Here is a 21,315-nt window from a genome sequence, read left to right on the forward strand (position 1 = left end):
GCGCCGATGGTAGTGTGCATCCGCATGCAAGAGTAGGTCATCGCCAGGGCCTTACACCAAAACCCCGCAGGGTTACCTGCGGGGTTTTTTCTTTGCGCGGCGAGACTCCCTGCAGGGAGGCCGAAACTAATCTGCGGCGCTACTCAACTCCGTCGCAACGTCACCACCAAGACATCGCGATGCGCCGCCTGCGCGGGGTCGAACGGCGTCACCGCCGTAACGCCATGAAACACGCGTCCATCGTCGACCAGCGCCGCATCGAAGGCGGCGGTCAGCGTGAAGCTCCCCAACTCGGTGCCATCGGCGAGATGGATCGTGGTCGTGCCGCTCTCGATGTTCCGTCGATCGACCATCAGCACCAGCACATAATCGACGCCGTCCCGATGCACGCCTTCCGGCGTCGGCTCGCCCGCTTCTCCGGGACGCGCCTCGATGCGGAACTGGTGGACTTCGATGCGCCACTGCGCGACATCCGGCGACAACCCGCCGAAGAAGGCCACGCAGTAACGCAAGATCGTCCGCAGGCAATCGCCGTCCGCAACAGCATCGGTGATCGGCTCGAACCACCGTTCGATATCGCCCTGCAGCCGGTTGTACTCGCTGCTCTGGAAATGCGGCTGGTTCGCCTCGCCCCGAATCGTGCCGTCGCTCGACGCCGTGAACACCGCATGCCGGCGCCGGCGCGCACGCCCGGTGCGGGCGAGATACGGGTCCGGCCCGAGCCGGTTCCAGCTCTCCGCGAATGCCTGCCAATCGTCGAGTGATCCAACGCCTGCAAGCGCCGCGCGCATCTCGTCCGCATGGACGAAGCAGAACCCTTGCGCGCGCACGACATCCGCGCAACGCGCGCTCCCCGCATCCATCGGCACGTTCGCGTTCACGACATCAAACCGCGCCGTGCGCCCCGCCGACGACGCGCAACGCCGCCAGCACCATCAACGCCACGACGCACGCCAGCGCGCTGAACCAACACAGGCTGCGCAGCGAATGCTTCATCCCCAGCGTGTACACGACGCCGTGCAGCAGGCGGAACACCACGAACGCCACTGCCAGCCCCGCGACATGCGTCTCCGGCACGCCGGCGAACTGCGCCATCAGCACGCCCGCCGCGAAAGGCGCGAACGCCTCGAACGCATTGAGCTGCGCCGAATTCGCGCGATGCACGCGCGGGTTGGTCTGCCGCGCGAGCCAGCCGCGCGGATCCCGGTTGTCGTAACGCTCGCCGCTGGCCTTCGCGACCGTCGTCCACACGTAAGGCAACATCGCCGCGACCAGCACGCACCAGTACGCCAAAGCCATCGTCATGTCGCCATCTCCGTGAGAGGTGGACTACTCGCCTGGATTACTTACCCGCATCCGCACGCGAAGCATCGCGCGCAGCGCGGAACGGATTGCCCGCGCGCCAGTTCGGCCACGCATCGCCGTCGGCGAGCGTGCGGCCCACCTGGTACAGCGTATCGAGATCCTGCACCGTGCCTTCGAGGTTCCAGTTCGGGTCGAACTCGTCGGCGGGCTTGTGGTAACGCGCCTCCGTGTACGCCTCCGCCGCCTTGCGACCCGCGGCCGTGCCCCCCTCGACGAGATCCTCGCCGCCTTCGGCATACAGCGCCGGCACGCCCGACTTCGCGAAGTTGAAGTGATCGGAGCGGAAGTAGAACCCGCTCTCCGGCGTCGCCTCTGCATGCAGCACGCGACCCTGCTTGTCGGTGATCGACTTCAGCAAGTCGTCGAGTTCCGAATTGCCGAGCCCGGTCACCACCATGTCCTTCGCCGGACCGGACGTCGACATCGCATCGATGTTGATCGCCGCCACGGTGTCCTTCAGCGGCACGGCCGGATGTGCAACGTAATACTTCGAGCCGAGCAGGCCCGACTCCTCGAGCGTCACCGCGAGGAACACCACCGACCGCTTCGGCGGCGCCTTCGCGAACTCGCCCGCGAGCTCCATGATCCCCGCGACGCCGGTCGCGTTGTCGATCGCGCCGTTGTAGATGTTGTCGCCGGTTTCCTCGGCGTGCTTGCCCAGGTGATCCCAGTGCGCGAGGTACACCACGGCCTCGTCGGGCTTCCCGGTGCCACGCACCTTCGCGACGACGTTGCGCGATGACTTCTCGACGACCGTGCTGTCGATCGCACCCGACGCCTTCGCATCGAGCGGCACCGCCTTGAAGCCACGCTTGTTCGCCGCCTTGCGCAGCGCGTCGAAATCCTGGCCCGACGCGGCGAACAATGCCTTCGCCTGCTCGCCCGTGATCCAGCCCTGGATCGGCAGGCGCGGCGCCGGATCGTCGCTCGCGCGCAGATCGAACTGCGCGCCCGACCACGATCCCCGCACCACGTCCCAGCCATACGACGCGCCCGCGTCGTCGTGCACGATCAATGCCGCGGCGGCGCCCTTGCGCGCGGCCTCTTCGAACTTGTACGTCCAGCGCCCGTAGTACGTCATGCGGCGTCCTTCGAACAGTTCCGGATCGTCGACATGGAAGCCCGGGTCGTTGACGAGGATGACCACCGTCTTGCCCTTCACGTCCAGGCCCGCGTAATCGTTCCACTGTTGCTCCGGCGCATCGACGCCGTAGCCGACGAACACGACGTCGCTGTCCTTCACTTCGACATGCTGCTGCCCGCTGCGCGTGCCGATCACCATGTCGTCGCCGAACTTCAACGCATGCGACTTGCCCGCGACGTCGATGTCGAGCGTCGCCTTGTTGGCGGTCGTCTCGGTCATCGGCACGACCTGCGTCCACTCGCCCGCGTTGCCCGGTTCCAGGCCCATGCGCTTGAACTGTGCGACGAGGTAATCGACGGTCTTGTCTTCGCCGACGCTGCCCGGCGCACGGCCTTCGAACTCGTCGGAAGCGAGCACGCGCACGTGTTCGGCGAAATCGCCGGCAGCGATGCCGGGAACGAAGGCGTGCGTGCTTGCGGGCGCCGGTGTCGTGGCGGTCGCCGAAGTGGCGGGTGCCGCATCGGCCGTGGGCGCGTCGGCCGCGCGATTGCAGGCGGTCAGCGCGATGGCGCTGGCCAGGCACAGGACGAGGGTTCGAGGGTGCAGCGCGTTGCGCATCCGCCTGACTCCGGGGTGGGGAACCCGGAGATTTAAGCACGGTCGTCGCGCGCCGGCCCGTGCCGGCGCGCGGGTGCCCGATTACTGCGGCGCGGTGTCGGTGCTGAAGGGGATCGCCTTCGCGCCGGTGATCTGGCCGACCTTCGCCGAGGTGTGCACGTACAGCACGACTTCGCGCTCGAAGATCATCGGCCCTTCGACGACCGCGTTCGGCCCGATCACGATGCGCGGCGGCTTCTGCTTGCCCATGCGGATCCAGCTGCTGCCCGGCTTCTCGACGTGGATGCCGCCACGCACGTGCGAGCCGATGCCGACCGTCACGTCGCCGTTGACCGTTTCGATGCCGCCGCCGAGGTCGGTGTCGACCAGGCCGATGGCACCGTTCACCGTGCTGATGTCGTCGCCGATGTTGCCGCCCCGGTCGACGAAGATGCTGCCGTTGACCGTCTCGACGCCATCGTCGATCTGCGCCTGGGTGCCGATCTTGACGCTGCCGTTGACGGTGGACAGCGAGCGCACGCGGATGTTGTCGGACGCATTGATGCTGCCGTTGACCGTTTCGACGTCGTCGGCCTTCGCGTTCGACTCGATGCGGATGCTGCCGTTGACGGTTTCGAGGTCGCCGTAGGTCTGGCTCGCTGTCGCGGTGATGGCGCCATTGATCTTGTCGATGCTTTCCGGATGCTGGGCAAGCGCCGCGAACGAAGCGGTGGCCAGCGCAATGCCGAGGGCGAGGGAAAGGCGAGCGTGCGTCATGGGGTCGGTCCCGGAATCGTTGGGGTGTTCCCGTACAGATGCGCCGACCGGGCATCCGGTTTAACCCCCTTCGCTACAATCCACGCATTCCCCCGAAATCGACCCCCGGAGCGCACGTGCCTGCCGTCCAGACCCGCCCCAAGCCCGTCGTCCTGCTCATCCTCGACGGGTGGGGCCACCGCGAGGAAACGGCCGACAACGCGCTGGCCCAGGCCGACATCCCGAACTGGCGCCGCCTCTGGGCCGCCGCGCCGCACACGCTCGTCCATACCGAAGGCCGCCACGTCGGCCTGCCCGACGGGCAGATGGGCAATTCGGAAGTCGGCCACATGAACCTCGGCGCCGGCCGCATCGTCTACCAGGACCTCACCCGCGTCGATGCGGCGATCGACGACGGCAGCTTCTTCACCAATGAAGAGCTGCTCGCCGCCTGCGCCGCCGCGCGCGCCGCCAACGGCACGCTGCACGTCATGGGCCTGCTCTCGCCGGGCGGCGTGCACAGCCACGAAGCCCACATCCACGCGATGCTCGACCTCGCGAAGCAGGCCGGCGTCGAAAAAGTCCGCGTGCACGCCTTCCTCGATGGCCGCGACACGCCGCCGCAATCCGCGGAACCGAGCCTCGCCGCGCTCGAAGCCAAGTGCGCCGCGCTGGGCAACGCGCGCATCGCCACCGTCGGGGGTCGCTACTTCGCGATGGATCGCGACCATCGCTGGGATCGCGTGCGCCGCGCGTGGGATGCGATCGTCGAAGCGCGCGCCGACCACCACGCCGCCGACGCGATCACCGCGCTCGCCAACGCCTACGAACGCGGCGAGACCGATGAATTCGTCGCGCCGACCGTCATCGCAGGCGCGACACCGATGCACGACGGCGACGCCGTGGTTTTCATGAACTTCCGCGCAGACCGCGCGCGCCAGCTGACCGCGGCGTTCACGTCGCCGACGTTCGACGGCTTCACCGCGCACAAGCCGAAGCTCTCGCGGTTCACCTGCCTGACCGAATACGACGCGAAGCTGCCGGCCCCCGTCGCGTTCGCGCCCGACGACCTGCGCCACACGCTCGGCGAACTGCTCGCCGATGCCGGCCTGACCCAGCTGCGCATCGCGGAGACCGAGAAGTATGCCCACGTCACGTTCTTCTTCAGCGGCGGCCGCGAAGATCCCTACGCGGGCGAAACGCGCATCCTCGTGCCGAGCCCGAAAGTCGCCACCTACGACCTGCAACCGGAAATGAGCTGCCCCGAAGTCACCGCGAAACTCGTGGACGCGATCGACACGCAGGCGTTCGACGTCATCGTGTGCAACATCGCGAACCCCGACATGGTCGGCCACACCGGCAACATCGCCGCGGCGATCCAGGCCGCGCAGGCGGTCGATGTGGCGATCGGCGCGGTCGAAGCGGCGGTGCGTCGCGTAGGCGGCGCCTTGCTCATCACCGCCGACCACGGCAACCTCGAGCAAATGCGCGATCCAGACACCGGCCAGCCGCACACCGCCCACACCGTGGGGCCGGTGCCGTTCGTGTACGTCGGCCCGCGCGCGGCCACGCTGCGCAGCGGTGGCGCGTTGCGCGACGTCGCCCCGACCATGCTCGACCTGCTGGGCCTCCCGCAACCGGCCGAGATGACCGGCCTCAGCCTGCTCGTGCCTGCTTGAGGACGCATCTCGCGCTCGCGCTGGCCGTTGCGCTGACGACAGCAGCGGGGCCCGCGTCTTCGCAGAACAGCAAGGACACCGAGCAGCGCCTCAAGCAGGTGCGCACGGAGCTGAAGAGCGTCGCGGCCGAACGCCGGAAGATCGAAGGCCAGCGCGGCGATGCCTCGCGCAAGTTGCGCGCCGCCGACGAAGAGGTCGGCCGCGTCGGCCGCGCCGTGCGCGACACCGAACGCGCGCTCGCGCGCGACACGCAGGCGCTCGCCGAACTCCAGCAACGCCGCGACACGCTCAACGCCGGTCTCGCCGCGCGTCGCGAGGAACTCGCGCAACTGCTGCGCGCGGCCTATACCGTCGGCGACGACACGCCGCTCAAGGCGCTGCTCGCGCAGGACCGCGTCGACGACGCGCAACGCACGCTCGCGTACCACCGTTACGCGCAGCGCGATCGCGCCGCGCGCATGCAGGCGATCGTGCAGGAACTGCAGGAAGTCGACGCGCTCGAACGCGAGATCACCGAGCGCCGCACGGCGCTCGACAATGATCGCCGCAAGCAGCGCGACCAACTCGCGTCGCTCGAAACGGCACGCCGCGATCGCGCGAAGCTCGTCGACCAGCTCGACGAGAAGTACAAGGACCGCGCGACCCGCGAACGCGCGCTCGGCCAGGACGCCAAGGCCCTGCAGCAACTGCTTGCGCAACTGCGCGCCGCCGCGGCGAAGGCCGCGCGCGATAAGGCCGCCGCCGACAAGCGCGCCGCCGCTGAAAGACGCGCCGCGACCGCGAAGCCGAAGGCCGGCGACAACACCACTGCATCGGTCACGCCGCTGCGCAGGAACACCACCACCGGACCGGCGCTGCAGGTCGGCGGCCTCAGCTGGCCGGTCAACGGCAGCCTGCTCGCGCGCTACGGCGGCCCGATGCCCGACGGCCGCACGAGCCAGGGCGTGCTCATCGCCGCGCCCGCGGGGACGACGGTCAAGGCCGTCGCCGACGGACGCGTCGTGTTCGCCGACTGGATGAACGGCTACGGCCTCATCCTCATCATCGACCACGGCAACGGCTACATGAGCCTGTATGCGCACAACGACGCCCTGTTGCGCGACGCCGGCGACGCGGTCCGGCGCGGCGAAGCGCTCGCCAGCGTCGGCAACTCGGGCGGGCAGGGGCGCGCGGCCCTGTATTTCGAACTGCGCCGCAACGGCCAGCCGGTGAATCCCGACGCCTGGCTGAAACGCCAGTAGCCGCGGAATCCGATTCCCACGCTGCTTTAACGCGCGTCCAGCGCACGCTTGCATAATCGAGGCGCACTTCCCGAAGCCCCACGCACCCGGACCCCACGCCATGCGCAAGACGCCCTTCGCCTTCCTGTTGCTCCTCGCCGCGGGCGCGGCCTTCGCGCAGCAGGCGCCAGAACAGCAGGTCGTCTCCACGAGCGACGACCCCGATGCACCGGAGAGCACCACGTCGAAGGTGCCGCTCGATGAGATCCGCCGCTACGTGTGGGTCTACAACGCGGTCAAGGAAGCCTACGTCGATCCGGTCGACGACAAGAAACTGATGCAGGCGGCCGTGCGCGGCCTGCTGCTCGACCTCGATCCGCACAGCGCGTACCTGCCGAAGCGCGACGCGAAGGCGTTCGACGAAGTGACGCAGGGCGCCTACACCGGCGTCGGCGTCGAACTCATGACGCTGCCCGACCGCACGCTGAAAGTCGTGGCGCCGATCGACGACACGCCCGCGCAACGCGCGGGCATCAAGGCCGGCGACATCGTGATCGCGATCGACGGCAAACCCGTCGCCGACCGCGATGCATCGAACGACGGCGACGACGATGACGAAGGCGACGGCAACTCCGCGCCGTTGCGCGGCGCGCCCGGCACGAAGGTCGTGCTCACGATCCAGCGCGAAGGGACGGCGAAGCCGTTCGACGTCACCTTGACGCGCGAGCGCATCCGCGTCACCAGCGTGAAGTCGCGCGCGCTCGAACCCGGCTTCGGCTACATCCGCATCGCGACGTTCCAGGCCGACACCGCCGCCGACTTCTCGCGCGCGCTCGACACGTTGCAGGCCGGCGGCAACTTGCGCGGCCTGGTCATCGACCTGCGCAGCAACCCCGGCGGCCTCCTCACGGCCGCGGTGCAGATCGCCGACGAACTACTCGACAAGGGCAAGATCGTCAGCACGCGCGGTCGCGTCGCGCTGAGCGACGCCGAGTTCAGTGCGACTCCGGGCGATCGCCTCGATGGCGCCCCGATCGTCGTCCTCGTCGACGCGGGTTCGGCGAGCGCGTCCGAAGTGCTCGCCGGCGCGTTGCGCGACAACGGACGCGCACGCGTGGTCGGCAGCCGCACGTTCGGCAAGGGCTCGGTGCAAACGCTGTTGCCGCTCGACAACGGCGACTCGGTGAAACTCACCACCGCGCGCTACTACACGCCGAGCGGCAAATCGATCCAGGCGCTCGGCATCCAGCCCGACATCGTGCTGCGCCCCGAGAAAAACGCGACCAACGGCGGCCGCCCGGAATACAGCGAAGCCACGCTCCCGCGCCACCTGCGCGGCGACGGCGAAGACATGGCCGGATCCAACGCCGGCGAAGTCCTCGACGGCGACGCCCCGATCGCCGCCGCCCTGGCGGAACTGAAAAAGCCGATCGCGAAAGCGCCGGCCGCGACGCCGGCGCCGAGCAAGGAATAGTTTGCTGCGCAAACCGACGTAGTTTGCTGCGCAAACCGACGTAGTTTGCTGCGCAAACCACGTCTGTAAACGTTGCATGCCATCCCCGCAATTTTTCGCCCTTGGCGAAAACCGCCCCCAACTTGGGGGCTATTGCCGCGTCGCTTCGATCGAGTTGCGTATGCGTCGCTTCGATCGCGTTCGCGTGCGTAGCAAACTACGTCGGTGTCAAAACCTCAGCGAGGTTTGACCGGCATCGGAAAGGGCGTGACCACGGTTTCGCCAGTCGCCGCATCGCGGATCGCCGACGCGCCCTTCTTTTCCACTTCCTCGATCCGCACGATGCTCTGCATCGGCAGATGCAGCACGCGCGTGTTGCCGAATTCGTCGCGCAGGCGCTCTTCCGTCGGATCGACGACGACGCCCGCATGCACGTCGAAGACGAGTTCTGCGACCTCGGTGAATCCCCACAACGCACCCGACGACACGCGCTGCGCGTACAGCTCGTAGATGCGGCCCGCGTTGAGGAAGGTGACCTTGTAGAGCGTCTTCGCCATGGCGCGGATTATAGGTCGCCCAAAGGCGCGCGCGCCTTAGTCGAAGCGACATACACGCACCCAGATCGAAGGGACGCGGCAATAGCCCCCAAGTTGGGGGCGGTTTTCGCCGAAGGCGAAAAATTGCAGGGTTGGCCTGCAACGTTTACAGACGTAGTTTGCGAAGCAAACTACGTCCGCGGGTACTGAGTTTGCTGCGCAAACTCAGTACCCGCGCGCCCTGCGCAAACGCCGCGCGATCGCCGCGCGCACCAGCACCGCGAACACGATCCCGAACACGAAGCCCGCCAGGTGCGCCCACCACGCCACCGCGCCGAGGGCCGGGCCGATGTAGGCGAACACGACCTGCAGCAGCGCCCAGATGCCGATCAGCAGCGACGCGGGCGCGCGCACGAATTCGAGGAACAGGCCGAGCGGCAGCACGACGCCGAGCTTCGCGCGCGGGAACAGCGCGAGGTACGCGCCGATCACCGCCGACACCGCGCCGCTGGCGCCGATGATGATCCGGTCCGGCGCGCCGATCGTCAGCGCCGCCGCGAGGTTCGCGATCGCCCCGCCGAGGAGGAACAGCAGCAGGAACCGCCACGGCCCCATCGCGCGTTCCGCGGGCAGCCCGAAGATCAGCAGGAACACCAGGTTGCCGACCAGGTGCGCCCAGTCGGCGTGCAGGAACAGGGCCGTGACCAGCCGCAGCGCGCGCCCGTCCTGGAGCGCAGCGGGCCACGCGACCGGCGACAGGAAACCGCCGGACAGCGCGCCCCAACTCTGGATCAGCGCCCGCTGCTGGGTGTCCGAGCCCATCGTCGCCCAGACGAACGCGGCCGACAGCAGGACCGCGAGCAGGGGCGTCGCCCAGCGCAGGCCGCTCTTCTGTCGAGTGGGCAGGGACACGAACATGGCCGGCACATCCTACCGACACCCGAAACGAACGAGCGTTCGTTACCGTTTCGGGATGCGGTTGTTAGCACCCGGTTAAAGACCGGGTATATTCCCTACGGCGCAGTACGTCGGGAGGGGTTCCGGCACGCGCTTGGTGCTGGCCGAAGAGCCACCCGATGCACACCACATTCGTCACCGGAGACAACACGCAATGCAAACGAACAGCATCATCCGCATCTCGGCGCTCGCATTTGCCGTCGCGGGCGCCCTCGCTGCAGGCCAGGCCAACGCCTCGGGCTTCCAGCTGAAGGAAAACAGCGTCAAGGCCATGGGCCGCGCCTTCGCGGGCAGCGCCTCGGCCACCGGCGACGCCTCCGTCGTCGTGAACAATCCGGCCGCCATGTCGACGTTCAAGAAGACGACGGTCCAGGCCGACGTCACCGTCGTCGACCTGTCGTTCGACTTCTCGGGCGGCGGCGTGGCCGCGGCGGGTTCGCCGCTGCAGCAGCCCCTGACCGGTGGCAACGGTGGCGACGCCGGCGACACCACGCCGATCCCGGCGATCTCCGCGATCTTCCCGCTGGGCGATTCGGGCGTCACGGTCGGCGCCATGGTCAGCGCGCCGTTCGGCCTGAAGACCGAATACGAACCCACCTGGGTCGGCCGCTATACCGCCGTGGAATCGGAAGTGAAGACCGTCGACTTCACGCTGTCGGCTTCGTTCGACTTCGACGCCGGCGTGTCGTTCGGCCTCGGCCTCGTGTACGAGCGCGCCGAAGCCACGCTGTCGAAGGCGATCGACTTCGGTTCGAGCCTCTGCCGCGCGAACCCCGCCGGCTGCAATCTCCTGTACGCGCCGCAGCGCAACGACGGCTTCATCGAAGTCGAAGGCGACGACACCGGCATCGGCTGGATCATGGGCATGCACGTGCACGCCACCGACAACCTCGGCATCGGCTTCTCGCACCGCTCGGAAATCGACCACAACATCTCGGGCACGGCCGACTTCACCGTTCCGGCCAACACCGCCCCGATCCTCGCGGCCGGTGCGCCGGGCCAGTACGTCGACACCGCGGGCAGCGCTGCGCTGACCACGCCGGCCGTCGACACGCTGTCGGTCACCTACGGCATCAACGACAGCTGGACGATCCTCGGCGACGTCTCGCGTACGCAGTGGAGCTCGCTGCGCGAAGTCGCGATCGTCTTCGGCAACCCGGCGCAGCAGCCGAACCCGGCGGTCGAGGAATTCCGTTGGGAAGACACGATCTTCGCGTCGCTCGGCGCCGAGTGGAAGCTGAACGACCAGTGGACCTTCCGTGCCGGTTACGCCGAAGACCAGACGCCGACGCGCAACGACCTGCGCACCCCGCGCCTGCCCGACGCCGACCGCCAGTGGCTGTCGATCGGTGCGACGTGGGCGCCGAGCGAAAACTGGGAAATCAGCGGCGGCTACACTCGCATCAACGCGGACGACCCGACGATCAACCTGGCGCCGTCGATCGGCACGAGTGGTTCCGCGCTGCAGGGCGTGTACAGCTCGAGCGTGAACCTGTGGGGCCTGTCCGGTCAGTACCGCTTCTGATCGAAGTCACATGCAACAAAAAAAGCCCCGCGAAAGCGGGGCTTTTTTATTTCGCGGCTTGCTTCGCAATCCGCACGCGTTGATCGAAGTCACCCTGCAGTGATCGAAGCGACGCGGCAATAGCCCCCAAGTTGGGGGCGGTTTTCGCCGAAGGCGAAAAATTGCGGGGTTGGCATGCAACGTTTACAGACGTGGTTTGCGAAGCAAACTACGTCGGTTTGCGAAGCAAACTACGTCGGCTGCTCACTCGCCCAGAGTGAGCAGGGATGCGTTACCGCCGGCGGCCGTCGTGTTGACCGTCACCGTCTTCTCCGTGCCGAAGCGCGGGAGGTAGTGCGGGCCGCCGGCCTTCGGGCCGGTGCCGCTCAGGCCCTGGCCGCCGAAGGGCTGCACGCCGACGACCGCGCCGATCTGGTTGCGGTTGACGTACGCGTTGCCGACTTTCACGCGCGAGACGATGTGCTCGATGGTTTCGTCGATGCGCGAGTGGATGCCGAGCGTCAGGCCGTAGCCCGTCGCATTGATCGCATCGATCACCTTGTCGAGTTCGTCGGCCTTCCAGCGCACGACGTGCAGCGCCGGGCCGAAGACTTCCTTGTGCAGGCGGTCGATCGAATCGATCTCGAACGCCACCGGCGCGAAGTACGTGCCGTTCGCGGTCGACGCATCCATCTTCGCTTCGGCGATCAGCTTCGCTTCGCCGCGCATGCGCTTGCCGTGGTCTTCGAGCATGCAGAACGCGTCGTTGTCGATCACCGGGCCGACGTCGGTCGACAGCAGGCCCGGATCGCCGACCTGCAGTTCCGCCATCGCGCCGGCGAGCATGCCGATCGTCTTGTCGGCGATGTCGTCCTGCACGAACAGCACGCGCGCGGCCGAGCAACGCTGGCCCGCGGAGGTGAACGCCGACGACAGCGCGTCCTTGATCAACTGTTCCGGCAGCGCGGAGCTGTCGCCGATCAGCGCGTTCTGGCCGCCGGTTTCGGCGATCAGCACGCCGATCGCGGCGTCGCGCGCGGCGAGCGCGCGATTGATCGCGCGCGCGGTGTCGGTCGAACCGGTGAACGCCACGCCCGCGACGCGCGGATCCTTCGTGAGCGCCGCGCCGACCGTGGCGCCGTCGCCCGGCAGGAATTGCACGACCTTTTCCGGCACGCCGGCTTCGTGCAGCAGCTTCACCGCGTAGTAGCCGATGAGGTTGGTCTGCTCGGCGGGCTTGGCAATCACGCTGTTGCCGGCCGCGAGCGCCGCGGCGACCTGGCCGAGGAAGATCGCGAGCGGGAAATTCCACGGCGAGATGCACACGAACACGCCGCGGCCCTGCAGGCGCAGTTCGTTCGATTCGCCGGTCGGGCCCGGCAGCTTTTCCGGATGGCCGAACAGCTTGCGCGCCTGGCCCGCGTAGTAACGCAGGAAGTCGACCGCTTCGCGCACTTCGGCGACGCCGTCGGGGATCGTCTTGCCCGCTTCCTTCGTGCACATCGCGATGTATGCGGGCATGCGCTGTTCGAGAAGCGTCGCTGCGTGTTCGAGGATCGCCGCGCGCGAAGCCGCGGGCGTCGCATCCCACGACGGCTGCGCATCGACCGCATTGCGCAGCGCCTGCTCGACGGTCGCCGCATCCGCGGCACGCCACGTGCCGACTTGCTCGCGGCGATCGGCCGGATTGGTCACGCTGATGTCGGGACCCGCGGCGGTCGCGCCCGGCACGAGCGGCGTGGCCTTCCAGCCGGCGTTCGTCGCGGCGTTGACCTGTTCGGCGAGGGCGCGCAGCTGCGCGTCGTTGGCGAGGTTGATGCCCATGGAGTTGTCTCTCTCGTCGGCGATGTCCGTCGCCTGGCTGCGGTAGACGTCGCGCGGAAGCGGAATGCGCGGATGCGGGATGCTGGCGAAGGACGCGACGACATCGCGCGGATCGCGCACGAGGTCCTCGATCGACACGTTCTCGTCGGCGATGTTGTTGACGAAGCTGGAGTTGGCGCCGTTCTCGAGCAGGCGACGGACCAGGTAGGGCAGCAGGTCTTCGTGCGAACCGACCGGCGCGTACACGCGGCACGGCGCATCGAGGCGATCGGCCGGCACGACTTCGGCATACAGGTCGTCGCCCATGCCGTGCAGCTTCTGGAATTCGAATGCCTTCTTCGTGTCGCCGCCGCGCGCGAAGCGATGGATCGCCGCGATCGTGTGCGCGTTGTGCGTCGCGAACATCGGGTAGATCGCATCCGACGCTTCGAGCATGCGGCGCGCGTTCGCGAGATAGCTGACGTCGGTGTTCGGCTTGCGCGTGAACACCGGGTAGCCCGCCTGGCCGTCGACCTGCGCGCGCTTCACTTCGCTGTCCCAGTACGCGCCCTTCACCAGGCGCACGGGAATGCGGCGGCCGTTGCGACGCGCGAGGTCGGCGATCCAGTCGATCACGAACGGTGCGCGCTTCTGGTACGCCTGGATCGCGAGGCCGTAGCCTTCCCAGCCGTCGAGCGACTTGTCCTCGAACGCGGCGGCGAGGACTTCGAGCGAGAGTTCGAGGCGGTCCGCTTCCTCGGCGTCGATGGTGAAGCCGATGCCATGCGACTTCGCGAGCTGCGCGAGTTCCAGCACGCGCGGCACGAGTTCTTCCATCACGCGCGCGCGCTTGGCGAGTTCGTAGCGCGGGTGCAGCGCGGAGAGCTTCACCGAGATCGACGGCGCAGCAAACACGTCGGTGCCGACGAAATTGCCGCTGGTGCCGATCGCCTTGATCGCTTCGCGATACGCGCCGAGATAGCGCAGCGCGTCCTTCGTCGTCAGCGCGCCTTCGCCCAGCATGTCGAACGAATAGCGATACGCGGCGTTGGCGCCCTTGCGCGAACGCGCGAGCGCTTCGCCGATCGTGCGGCCCATGACGAACTGGTGGCCCATGATGCGCATCGCCTGCCGCACCGCGAGGCGCACGACGGGCTCGCCGACGCGGCCGACCAGCCGCTTGAAGGCGTTGTGCACGTCGCGCTTGGTGTCGTCCGCGAGATCGACGAGATGGCCGGTGAGCATCAGGCCCCACGTCGACGCGTTCACGAGGATCGAGTCGGACTGGCCCATGTGCTTCTTCCAGTCCGCTTCGCCGAGCTTGTCGCGGATCAGCTTGTCGGCGGTGTCCTGGTCGGGGATGCGAAGCAGCGCTTCGGCCACGCACATCAGCAGCACGCCTTCCTCGCTGCCGAGGTCGTACTGCCGCATGAAGGCTTCGATCGCGCCTTGGTCCTTCGTGCGTGCACGCACGCGCTGCACGAGGTCGGCGGCCGTCGCTTGCACGGCGAGGCGATCGGCTTCGGGCTGGCGCGCCTGCGCGAGGAGTTCGCGCACGTGTTCGGCTTCGTCGCGCACCCAGGCGGCGGTGATCGCGGCGCGCAGGCGGTCGGGCGGGGCCGGCAGTTCCGGCGACAACAGCGGCCGTTCGGCCGTTGCAGGGAGGGGGAGGGAATTCATCGGGCCCGCTTGGTGACGTGGCGAGCCGCACATTGTAGCGGTGCAAAACGCGCACCCATACCCCGCGCGGCTTGCCCCGCATGGGCGGCGGGGGCTACCATTTCGCGGTTTCCGCAGCCGGTTTTCCAGCTGCGGTTCGGCATGATCGAAACGGTGCCATCGTCGCCAGGAACGGATGCGCAACTCCGGTTGCGTCCGCCGCGGGCGTTGACGGGCCGGCAGTTCCTCCTCCTGTTCGCGTCCCTCGCCGCCTCGATGTGGCTGGTCGCGGGGCTGGGATGGTGGGGCGGCAACGTCTTCGCCCCCGCGTTCGCGCTGCTCGACAGCGTGCTCGTGGCGGCGGCGTTGCGATGGTTGTGGCGGCTCGGAGAGCGCCGCGAAATCATTTCGATCGGGCCGGAAGCGGTCGAGGTCTGGCGGTCGGCACAGCCGGCGCCCGTGTTCCGAGCGCACCCCGCGTGGGTGCGGATGGAAGCGACGGGCGGGGAAGCGCCGATCGTGCTGTCCAGCAGCGGGGTCCGCTGCGAGGTCGGCGCATTCCTCGGCCCCGGCGAACGCCGGCAACTCGAACAGCGCCTTCGCGCGCTGCTCGAGGCCAGCAAGGCGCCGCCCACGACATGAACACGAATGGCATTCAGCTGCGGGGCTCGTTACCGATGAAAGCAGGCTTCAAGATTTCCGGCGCCAGGGGATGGGCCGCACGCGTCGCCATCGCCGCATTTGCGCTGATGGCATCCGTTTCCGCGTTCGCCACGCCCGCCGGCGCCGGTCCCGCGGATCCGCAGCCGTGGCAGCTCAACATGGGCAGGGGCGTCACGCACTCGTCCAACATGGCGTGGGAAGCCCACATGGTCGCGCTGTGGGTGTGCGTGATCATCGGCCTGGTCGTGTTCGGCGCGATGGCCTACGCGATGTTCAAGTTCCGCCATTCGAAGGGCGCGGTGCCCGACGTCAGCTTCACGCACAGCACCAAGCTCGAGATCATCTGGACGCTCGTCCCGGTCATCCTGCTGGTCGGCATGGCGTGGCCGGCGACCGCCAAGCTCATCGCGATGTACGACACGCGCAACGCCGCAATGACCGTGAAGGTCACCGGTTACCAGTGGATGTGGAAGTACGAGTACCTGGGCGAAGGCGTGACCTTCACCAGCCGCCTCGACCGCCGCAGCGACGCGGTGCGCCAGTCGGGCGAAGTGCCTTCGTTCAAGAACGAAGCCGACCGCCACTACCTGCTCGACGTCGACAATGTCCTCGTCCTGCCGGTCGACACCAAGGTCCGCTTCGTGATCACCGCCGACGACGTCATCCACGCATGGTGGGTGCCGGCGCTGGGCTGGAAGCAGGACGCGATCCCCGGGATCATCAACGAGGCCTGGACCGAAATTAAGCAGCCGGGCATCTACCGCGGCCAGTGCGCGGAGCTCTGCGGCAAGGACCATGGCTTCATGCCGATCGTGGTCAAGGCCGTGTCGAAGGTCGAATACCAGAAGTGGCTCGCCGAGCAGAAGGCCAAGGACGCCCCGCAGGCGCCGGAAGCCGCGCAGGCGACCGCCATCGACGCGATGCAGGCCACGCCGTCCGGCACCGGCGAGCGGCAGCCCGCCGCCCCCGACACCAGCGATACGCCGACGCCCGAGAAAGCCGAGCCCGTGACGCAGTAAGCGCACGCGATCCCGGTCTTCGACTTTCCACCGAATCAAGCATTACCTGAGGTAGGCCATGGCCCAGTACGACGCCGCCGTGCACCACGACGATCACGGACACAAGCAGAGCTTCATCGACCGCTGGTTCTTCTCCACGAACCACAAGGACATCGGCACGCTGTACCTGGTGTTCTCGTTCCTGATGTTCATCGTGGGCGCCGGCATGTCCGTCGCGATCCGCCTTGAACTGATGCAACCGGGTCTTCAGTTCCTGAAGCCGGAACAGTTCAACCAGATGACCACCGTGCACGCGCTGGTCATGATCTTCGGCGGCGTGATGCCGGCCTTCGTGGGCCTGGCGAACTGGATGGTGCCGCTGCAGATCGGCGCGCCCGACATGGCGCTGCCGCGCATGAACAACTGGTCCTTCTGGATCCTGCCGTTCGCCTTCACGATGCTGCTGGTGACGCTGTTCCTGCCGGGCGGCGCGCCCGCCGGCGGCTGGACGCTCTACCCGCCGCTGTCGCTGCAGGGCGGCAGCAACCTCGCCTTCGCGATCTTCGCGATCCACATGATGGGCATCAGCTCGATCATGGGCGCGATCAACATCATCGCGACGATCCTCAACATGCGCGCGCCGGGCGTCGACCTGCTGAAGATGCCGATCTTCTGCTGGACCTGGCTGATCACCGCGTTCCTGCTCATCGCCGTCATGCCGGTGCTCGCCGGCGCGGTGACGATGCTGCTCACCGACAAGTTCTTCGCCACCAGCTTCTTCAGCGCGGCCGGCGGCGGCGACCCGGTGATGTTCCAGCACATCTTCTGGTTCTTCGGGCACCCCGAGGTCTACATCATGATCCTCCCGGCGTTCGGCATCGCCTCGGAGATCATCCCGACCTTCTCGCGCAAGCCGCTGTTCGGCTACCAGGCGATGGTGTACGCCACCGCGTCGATCGCGTTCCTGTCGTTCATCGTGTGGGCGCACCACATGTTCACGGTGGGCATGCCGCTCGGCGGCGAGATCTACTTCATGTTCGCCACGATGCTCATCGCCGTGCCGACGGGCGTGAAGGTGTTCAACTGGGTCACCACGATGTGGAAGGGCTCGATCTCGTTCGAGTCGCCGATGCTGTGGGCGATCGCGTTCGTCATCCTGTTCACCATCGGCGGCTTCTCGGGCCTGATGCTCGCGATCGTGCCGGCGGACTTCCAGTACCACGACACCTACTTCGTCGTGGCGCACTTCCACTACGTGCTCGTGACCGGCGCGCTGTTCGCGATCATCGCCGGCGTGTACTACTGGTGGCCGAAGTGGACGGGCCGCATGTACAACGAGACCGCCGCCAAGTTCCATTTCTGGTGGTCGATGATCTTCGTCAACCTGCTGTTCTTCCCGCAGCACTTCCTCGGCCTCGCCGGCATGCCGCGCCGCATCCCGGACTACAACGTCGTGTTCGCCGACTGGAACCTGATCTCCTCGATCGGTGCGTTCGGCATGTTCCTCACGCCGTTCATGATGGCCACGATCCTGTGGAGCTCGCTGCGCAACGGCGCGAAGGCGACCGACCGCGTGTGGGAAAGCGCGCGCGGCCTGGAGTGGACGGTGCCGTCGCCGGCCCCGCACCACACCTTCACCACGCCGCCGGTCATCAAGGATGGCGACCTGGCCCACGGCGACTTCGCCCACATGGACTTCGACTGACGGCGCCTCGCGCCGTCCAGTGAAACGACCATGGTCGATTCCCCGAAGCCCGTGATCGAAGCCGAGATCGCCGCACGCCGCAGGAGCGGTGTGCGCCGTACCGCGTGGCTGGTCGGTGCGGTGGCGCTCGCGGTGTACGTCGCGTTCCTGCTGTCGGGAGTGTTCGGCAAATGAACGCTCCGCAGAAGAAGAAGTTCGGGGTCGGCAAGATGGTGGGCGTCGCGCTCGGCGCGTTCGCGTTCACCTTCTCGCTGGTTCCGCTGTACCGCATCGCGTGCGAGAAGGTGTTCGGCGTTCGTCTCGAGAAGGAAGCGATCGCCGCTCCGCTCGACGCGAAGGCCAACGTGCAGCGCACCGTCACCGTCGTCTTCGACGGTGGCGTGAACTCCAAGCTCCCGTGGGAGTTCGAGCCGCAGCAGGCGACGATGCAGGTCCACCCGGGCCAGCAGTACGAAGCCACCTACTTCGCGCGCAACGACGGCGATCGCGCGATCGTCGGCAACGCGGTGCCGTCGGTGGCGCCGGCGCGCGCGTCGGGCTATTTCAACAAGACCGAATGCTTCTGCTTCACCGCGCAGACGCTGAAAGCCGGCGAAGGCCGTGCGATGCCGGTGCGCTTCATCGTCGACCCGGCGCTGCCGGACGACGTCAACACGATCACGCTGTCGTATACCTTCTTCAAGAACGACACCCAGACCGCGCAGTTGAACGCGCCGAAGGGTGGTTCGCACAACCCGTCGCACGCGGCTCCCTGAGCCACCACGAATCCGGAAGACCAGTCATGGCCCAAGCCCACGAGTCCCACGACGCCAACGTCTACTACGTCCCGCACGGCAGCCGCTGGCCGGTGATCGCGTCGGTCGCGCTGTTCCTCACGATGCTGGGCCTCGCGTCCTGGCTGAACGAAGCCAGCTGGGGCAAGGCCGTGTTCTTCACCGGCGTCGCGTTCCTCGCCGCCATCCTGTTCAAGTGGTTCGGCGACGTGATCCGCGAATCGCTGCGCGGCTACTACAACAAGCAGGTCGATACCTCGTTCCGCATGGGGATGATCTGGTTCATCTTCTCCGAGGTGATGTTCTTCGCCGCGTTCTTCGGTGCGCTGTTCTACGCGCGCCAGTTCGCGTTGCCGTGGCTCACGGGCGAAGGCCAGAAGCTCGCCACGCACACGGTGCTGTGGTCGGAGTTCACCGGCGGCTGGCCGAGCAACGGCCCGGGCTACATCGGCGGTACGTACCAGACGATCCCGGCGTGGGGCCTGCCGCTGCTCAACACGCTGATCCTGCTGACCTCGGGCGTGACCGTGACCATCGCGCACCACGCGCTGAAGGCCGGCCACCGCAAGCAGCTGCTGTTGTTCCTCGGCCTGACCATCCTGCTGGGCGCGAGCTTCCTGTTCTTCCAGGCGGAGGAATACATCCACGCCTACAAGGAACTCAACCTGACGCTCGGCTCGGGCATCTACGGTTCGACGTTCTTCATGCTCACCGGCTTCCACGGCGCGCACGTGACGCTGGGCACCATCATGCTCGCGATCATCTGGTTCCGCTGCCTCGCCGGCCACTTCACCAAGGACAACCACTTCGCGTTCGAAGCGGTGGCCTGGTACTGGCACTTCGTCGACGTGGTGTGGCTGGGCCTGTTCCTCTTCGTGTACGTGCTGTAAGGCACGCGCGACGCGGGACGAAACCGTTGCAGTCATCCCGTCGCGGGCCGGCCATGCCGGCCCGCGTCGTATCGAGGGGTGGAGCGATCAGGCCGGCGGGCGGCTTCCGACACCGTGCGGCGTGATCCAGCCCATGTAGATGGCGAGGATGATGAACAGGATGAGCGCGACCGACAGCGCGATGCGCTTGGTCAGCGCATTGACCGTGCGCTTGGTCGTCCCCTTGTCGACCAGCATGTAATAGAGGCCGGCGCCGAGGTTCCAGAGGATGAGGATCAGGACCGCGACGATCAACAGCGTCTTCAGCGAATCGTTCATGGGTCAGGCCCTGGGGGTTCGGTGGATGCGCGCATTATCGCGCCGTGCGCGGAGGTTGGCGTGACCCGTCGCGGGACGCTCTGGATCGGCTGGACGCTGGCGCTGCTCGCGATGGCGGGCTTCGCGCGCCTCGGCTCCTGGCAGTACGCACGCATGCAGGAGAAGGAAGTCCTGCTCGCGCAGGTCGACCGCGTGCTGCGCGACCGTCGCGCGGTTCCACTCGACAGCGACCTGGGTGCGTCGCTCGCGTGGGTCGAAGGCCAGGCGCGCATCGCGAAGGAAACGCTGCTGCTCGACAACCAGCTGCGCGACGGCAGGCCCGGCGTGCACGTGTATTGCGTCGCGGCAACGGGCACGACGCATCGTCTCGTCGATTTCGGTTGGGTCGCCGTGAAGCCGGATCGCACGATGCCCGACGTCGCCTGTCCCGAAGGCCCGCTGCACGTGCGCGGCCTTGCGACCGCGCTGCCGTCGGCGGGCGTGCGCATGGGGCCGGCGTTGCAGCAGATCGGTCCATCGCGCTGGCTGATGGTGCGCGCCGACATCGAGGCCGTGCGCGATGCGCTGCGCGTCGAGCTTCCGCCGCGCGTCGTGCGCCTGGATCCCGCGATGAAGGTCGGCTGGGCACGCAACCTCGACGTGCTGCCGAACACGCTTCCCCCCGAACGCCACCTCGGTTACGCGGTCCAATGGTGGGCGCTCAGCGCCGCCGTCTTCGTCACCGCACTCGTCCTTACTTTCCGAAAGAAGAAGCGCGCCGCATGAACGCCCCCCGCGAACATCGTCCCGTCGACACCACCACGCGCAACCGCAATCGCTGGATGCTCGTCGGCCTCTTCGTGCTGTTCTTCGGCGCGATGGCGGTCGCGGGCCTGCTGCGTTTTTCCGGCTGGCGCCCCGAAGGCCTGAAGAACAAGGGCGAACTCGTCGAACCCGTCGTCGACCTGCGCGGCATCGTGCCCGAGCTCGCCGACGGCAAGCCGTATCGCTGGAAGGACGCACCGCGCACGTGGCGCATCGTCGCGATGACGCGCGACTGCGACGGTGCGAATGCCGCGCCGTGCGAACGCCTGCTCACCGACCTCGACAAGGTCTGGCAACTCGCGGGCAAGGATGCCGATCGCGTGCACGTGCTGTGGGTCGGCGCATTGCCGGCGCAGGGCCCGCGTCCGAACACGCTGCACGTCGTGCGGGCGTCCGGCGCGCTGCGCGACACCCTGCCGCGCGCGGAAGACCCCAAGGGCATGCCGGTGTACCTGCTGGATCCGAACGGCTTCGTCGTTCTGCGTTACGCTCCCGGCTTCGACCCCGCGGACCTGCGGACCGACCTGTCCCGCCTGCTCAAGGTGAACTGA

The 21,315-nt window shown here is 67.5% G+C and carries 19 protein-coding genes and 1 pseudogene; 12 read left to right on the plus strand and 8 right to left on the minus strand.

The window, feature by feature from the left end:
- Positions 1-143 precede the first annotated feature (143 nt).
- The 4 genes from LK996_RS13975 to LK996_RS13990 form a co-directional block, all read right to left on the minus strand.
- Positions 144-863, minus strand: a complete 720-nt coding sequence (locus tag LK996_RS13975; protein ID WP_425493802.1) for a 2OG-Fe dioxygenase family protein — start codon at positions 861-863, stop codon at positions 144-146.
- 22 nt (positions 864-885) lie between these two features.
- A complete protein-coding gene (locus LK996_RS13980) occupies positions 886-1,305 on the minus strand; it encodes an MAPEG family protein (protein WP_230527990.1) in 420 nt (139 codons plus the stop codon).
- Between the two features lie 37 nt (positions 1,306-1,342).
- Complete coding sequence (locus LK996_RS13985) at positions 1,343-3,067, minus strand: M28 family metallopeptidase (RefSeq protein WP_230527991.1); 1,725 nt, start codon at positions 3,065-3,067, stop codon at positions 1,343-1,345.
- 81 nt (positions 3,068-3,148) lie between these two features.
- Entirely contained in the window at positions 3,149-3,823 is a 675-nt protein-coding gene (locus tag LK996_RS13990) for a DUF4097 family beta strand repeat-containing protein (RefSeq protein ID WP_230527992.1), read from the minus strand.
- A 116-nt stretch (positions 3,824-3,939) separates the two neighbouring features.
- Between LK996_RS13990 and gpmI the strand changes: the two genes are divergently transcribed.
- From gpmI to LK996_RS14005, 3 genes and pseudogenes are all read left to right on the plus strand, one after another.
- Positions 3,940-5,481: a 2,3-bisphosphoglycerate-independent phosphoglycerate mutase gene (gene gpmI / locus LK996_RS13995; protein WP_230527993.1), complete on the plus strand. Its 1,542-nt coding sequence runs from the start codon at positions 3,940-3,942 to the stop codon at positions 5,479-5,481.
- Complete coding sequence (locus LK996_RS14000; protein ID WP_230527994.1) at positions 5,478-6,722, plus strand: murein hydrolase activator EnvC family protein; 1,245 nt, start codon at positions 5,478-5,480, stop codon at positions 6,720-6,722. Before gpmI ends, LK996_RS14000 begins: the two co-directional genes overlap by 4 nt.
- A gap of 100 nt (positions 6,723-6,822) precedes the next feature.
- Positions 6,823-8,169, plus strand: a pseudogene (locus LK996_RS14005) (S41 family peptidase); the annotation flags it as partial.
- A gap of 221 nt (positions 8,170-8,390) precedes the next feature.
- Here the strand turns inward: LK996_RS14005 and LK996_RS14010 are convergent.
- Together LK996_RS14010 and LK996_RS14015 are read right to left on the minus strand one after the other, a co-directional pair.
- Complete coding sequence (locus LK996_RS14010; protein ID WP_230527995.1) at positions 8,391-8,711, minus strand: DUF1820 family protein; 321 nt, start codon at positions 8,709-8,711, stop codon at positions 8,391-8,393.
- A 204-nt stretch (positions 8,712-8,915) separates the two neighbouring features.
- Positions 8,916-9,608, minus strand: coding sequence for a rhomboid family intramembrane serine protease (locus tag LK996_RS14015; protein ID WP_230527996.1), 693 nt, complete (start codon positions 9,606-9,608; stop codon positions 8,916-8,918).
- Positions 9,609-9,801: 193 nt separating this feature from the next.
- On the opposite strand from LK996_RS14015, the gene LK996_RS14020 reads away from it, so the two are divergent.
- Entirely contained in the window at positions 9,802-11,172 is a 1,371-nt protein-coding gene (locus tag LK996_RS14020) for an OmpP1/FadL family transporter (RefSeq protein WP_230527997.1), read from the plus strand.
- Between the two features lie 243 nt (positions 11,173-11,415).
- Here the strand turns inward: LK996_RS14020 and putA are convergent, their stop codons facing one another.
- Entirely contained in the window at positions 11,416-14,634 is a 3,219-nt protein-coding gene (putA, locus tag LK996_RS14025; RefSeq protein WP_230527998.1) for a bifunctional proline dehydrogenase/L-glutamate gamma-semialdehyde dehydrogenase PutA, read from the minus strand.
- A 141-nt stretch (positions 14,635-14,775) separates the two neighbouring features.
- On the opposite strand from putA, the gene LK996_RS14030 reads away from it, so the two are divergent.
- The 6 genes from LK996_RS14030 to LK996_RS14055 are packed head-to-tail and all read left to right on the plus strand — an operon-like array spanning position 14,776 to position 19,642.
- Positions 14,776-15,255 carry a DUF2244 domain-containing protein gene (locus LK996_RS14030; protein ID WP_230527999.1) on the plus strand — a complete coding sequence of 160 codons (480 nt, stop codon included), beginning with the start codon at positions 14,776-14,778 and terminating at the stop codon, positions 15,253-15,255.
- Positions 15,256-15,290: 35 nt separating this feature from the next.
- Positions 15,291-16,295, plus strand: a complete 1,005-nt coding sequence (gene coxB / locus LK996_RS14035; protein ID WP_425493788.1) for a cytochrome c oxidase subunit II — start codon at positions 15,291-15,293, stop codon at positions 16,293-16,295.
- A 58-nt stretch (positions 16,296-16,353) separates the two neighbouring features.
- A complete protein-coding gene (gene ctaD / locus LK996_RS14040; RefSeq protein ID WP_230528001.1) occupies positions 16,354-17,979 on the plus strand; it encodes a cytochrome c oxidase subunit I in 1,626 nt (541 codons plus the stop codon).
- 30 nt (positions 17,980-18,009) lie between these two features.
- Complete coding sequence (locus tag LK996_RS14045; RefSeq protein ID WP_230528002.1) at positions 18,010-18,153, plus strand: hypothetical protein; 144 nt, start codon at positions 18,010-18,012, stop codon at positions 18,151-18,153.
- Entirely contained in the window at positions 18,150-18,734 is a 585-nt protein-coding gene (locus LK996_RS14050) for a cytochrome c oxidase assembly protein (RefSeq protein ID WP_230528003.1), read from the plus strand. Before LK996_RS14045 ends, LK996_RS14050 begins: the two co-directional genes overlap by 4 nt.
- A 26-nt stretch (positions 18,735-18,760) precedes the next feature.
- Positions 18,761-19,642: a cytochrome c oxidase subunit 3 gene (locus tag LK996_RS14055; RefSeq protein ID WP_230528004.1), complete on the plus strand. Its 882-nt coding sequence runs from the start codon at positions 18,761-18,763 to the stop codon at positions 19,640-19,642.
- Positions 19,643-19,729: 87 nt separating this feature from the next.
- Here the strand turns inward: LK996_RS14055 and LK996_RS14060 are convergent, their stop codons facing one another.
- Positions 19,730-19,960, minus strand: coding sequence for a twin transmembrane helix small protein (locus LK996_RS14060; protein ID WP_230528005.1), 231 nt, complete (start codon positions 19,958-19,960; stop codon positions 19,730-19,732).
- 60 nt (positions 19,961-20,020) lie between these two features.
- Here LK996_RS14060 and LK996_RS14065 point away from each other — a divergent pair, with 60 nt between their 5' ends.
- Positions 20,021-20,725: an SURF1 family protein gene (locus LK996_RS14065; RefSeq protein ID WP_230528006.1), complete on the plus strand. Its 705-nt coding sequence runs from the start codon at positions 20,021-20,023 to the stop codon at positions 20,723-20,725.
- A complete protein-coding gene (locus LK996_RS14070; RefSeq protein WP_230528007.1) occupies positions 20,722-21,315 on the plus strand; it encodes a hypothetical protein in 594 nt (197 codons plus the stop codon). Before LK996_RS14065 ends, LK996_RS14070 begins: the two co-directional genes overlap by 4 nt.

This window comes from Noviluteimonas lactosilytica (assembly GCF_020866925.1).
In the GTDB taxonomy this organism is placed as follows: domain Bacteria; phylum Pseudomonadota; class Gammaproteobacteria; order Xanthomonadales; family Xanthomonadaceae; genus Noviluteimonas; species Noviluteimonas lactosilytica.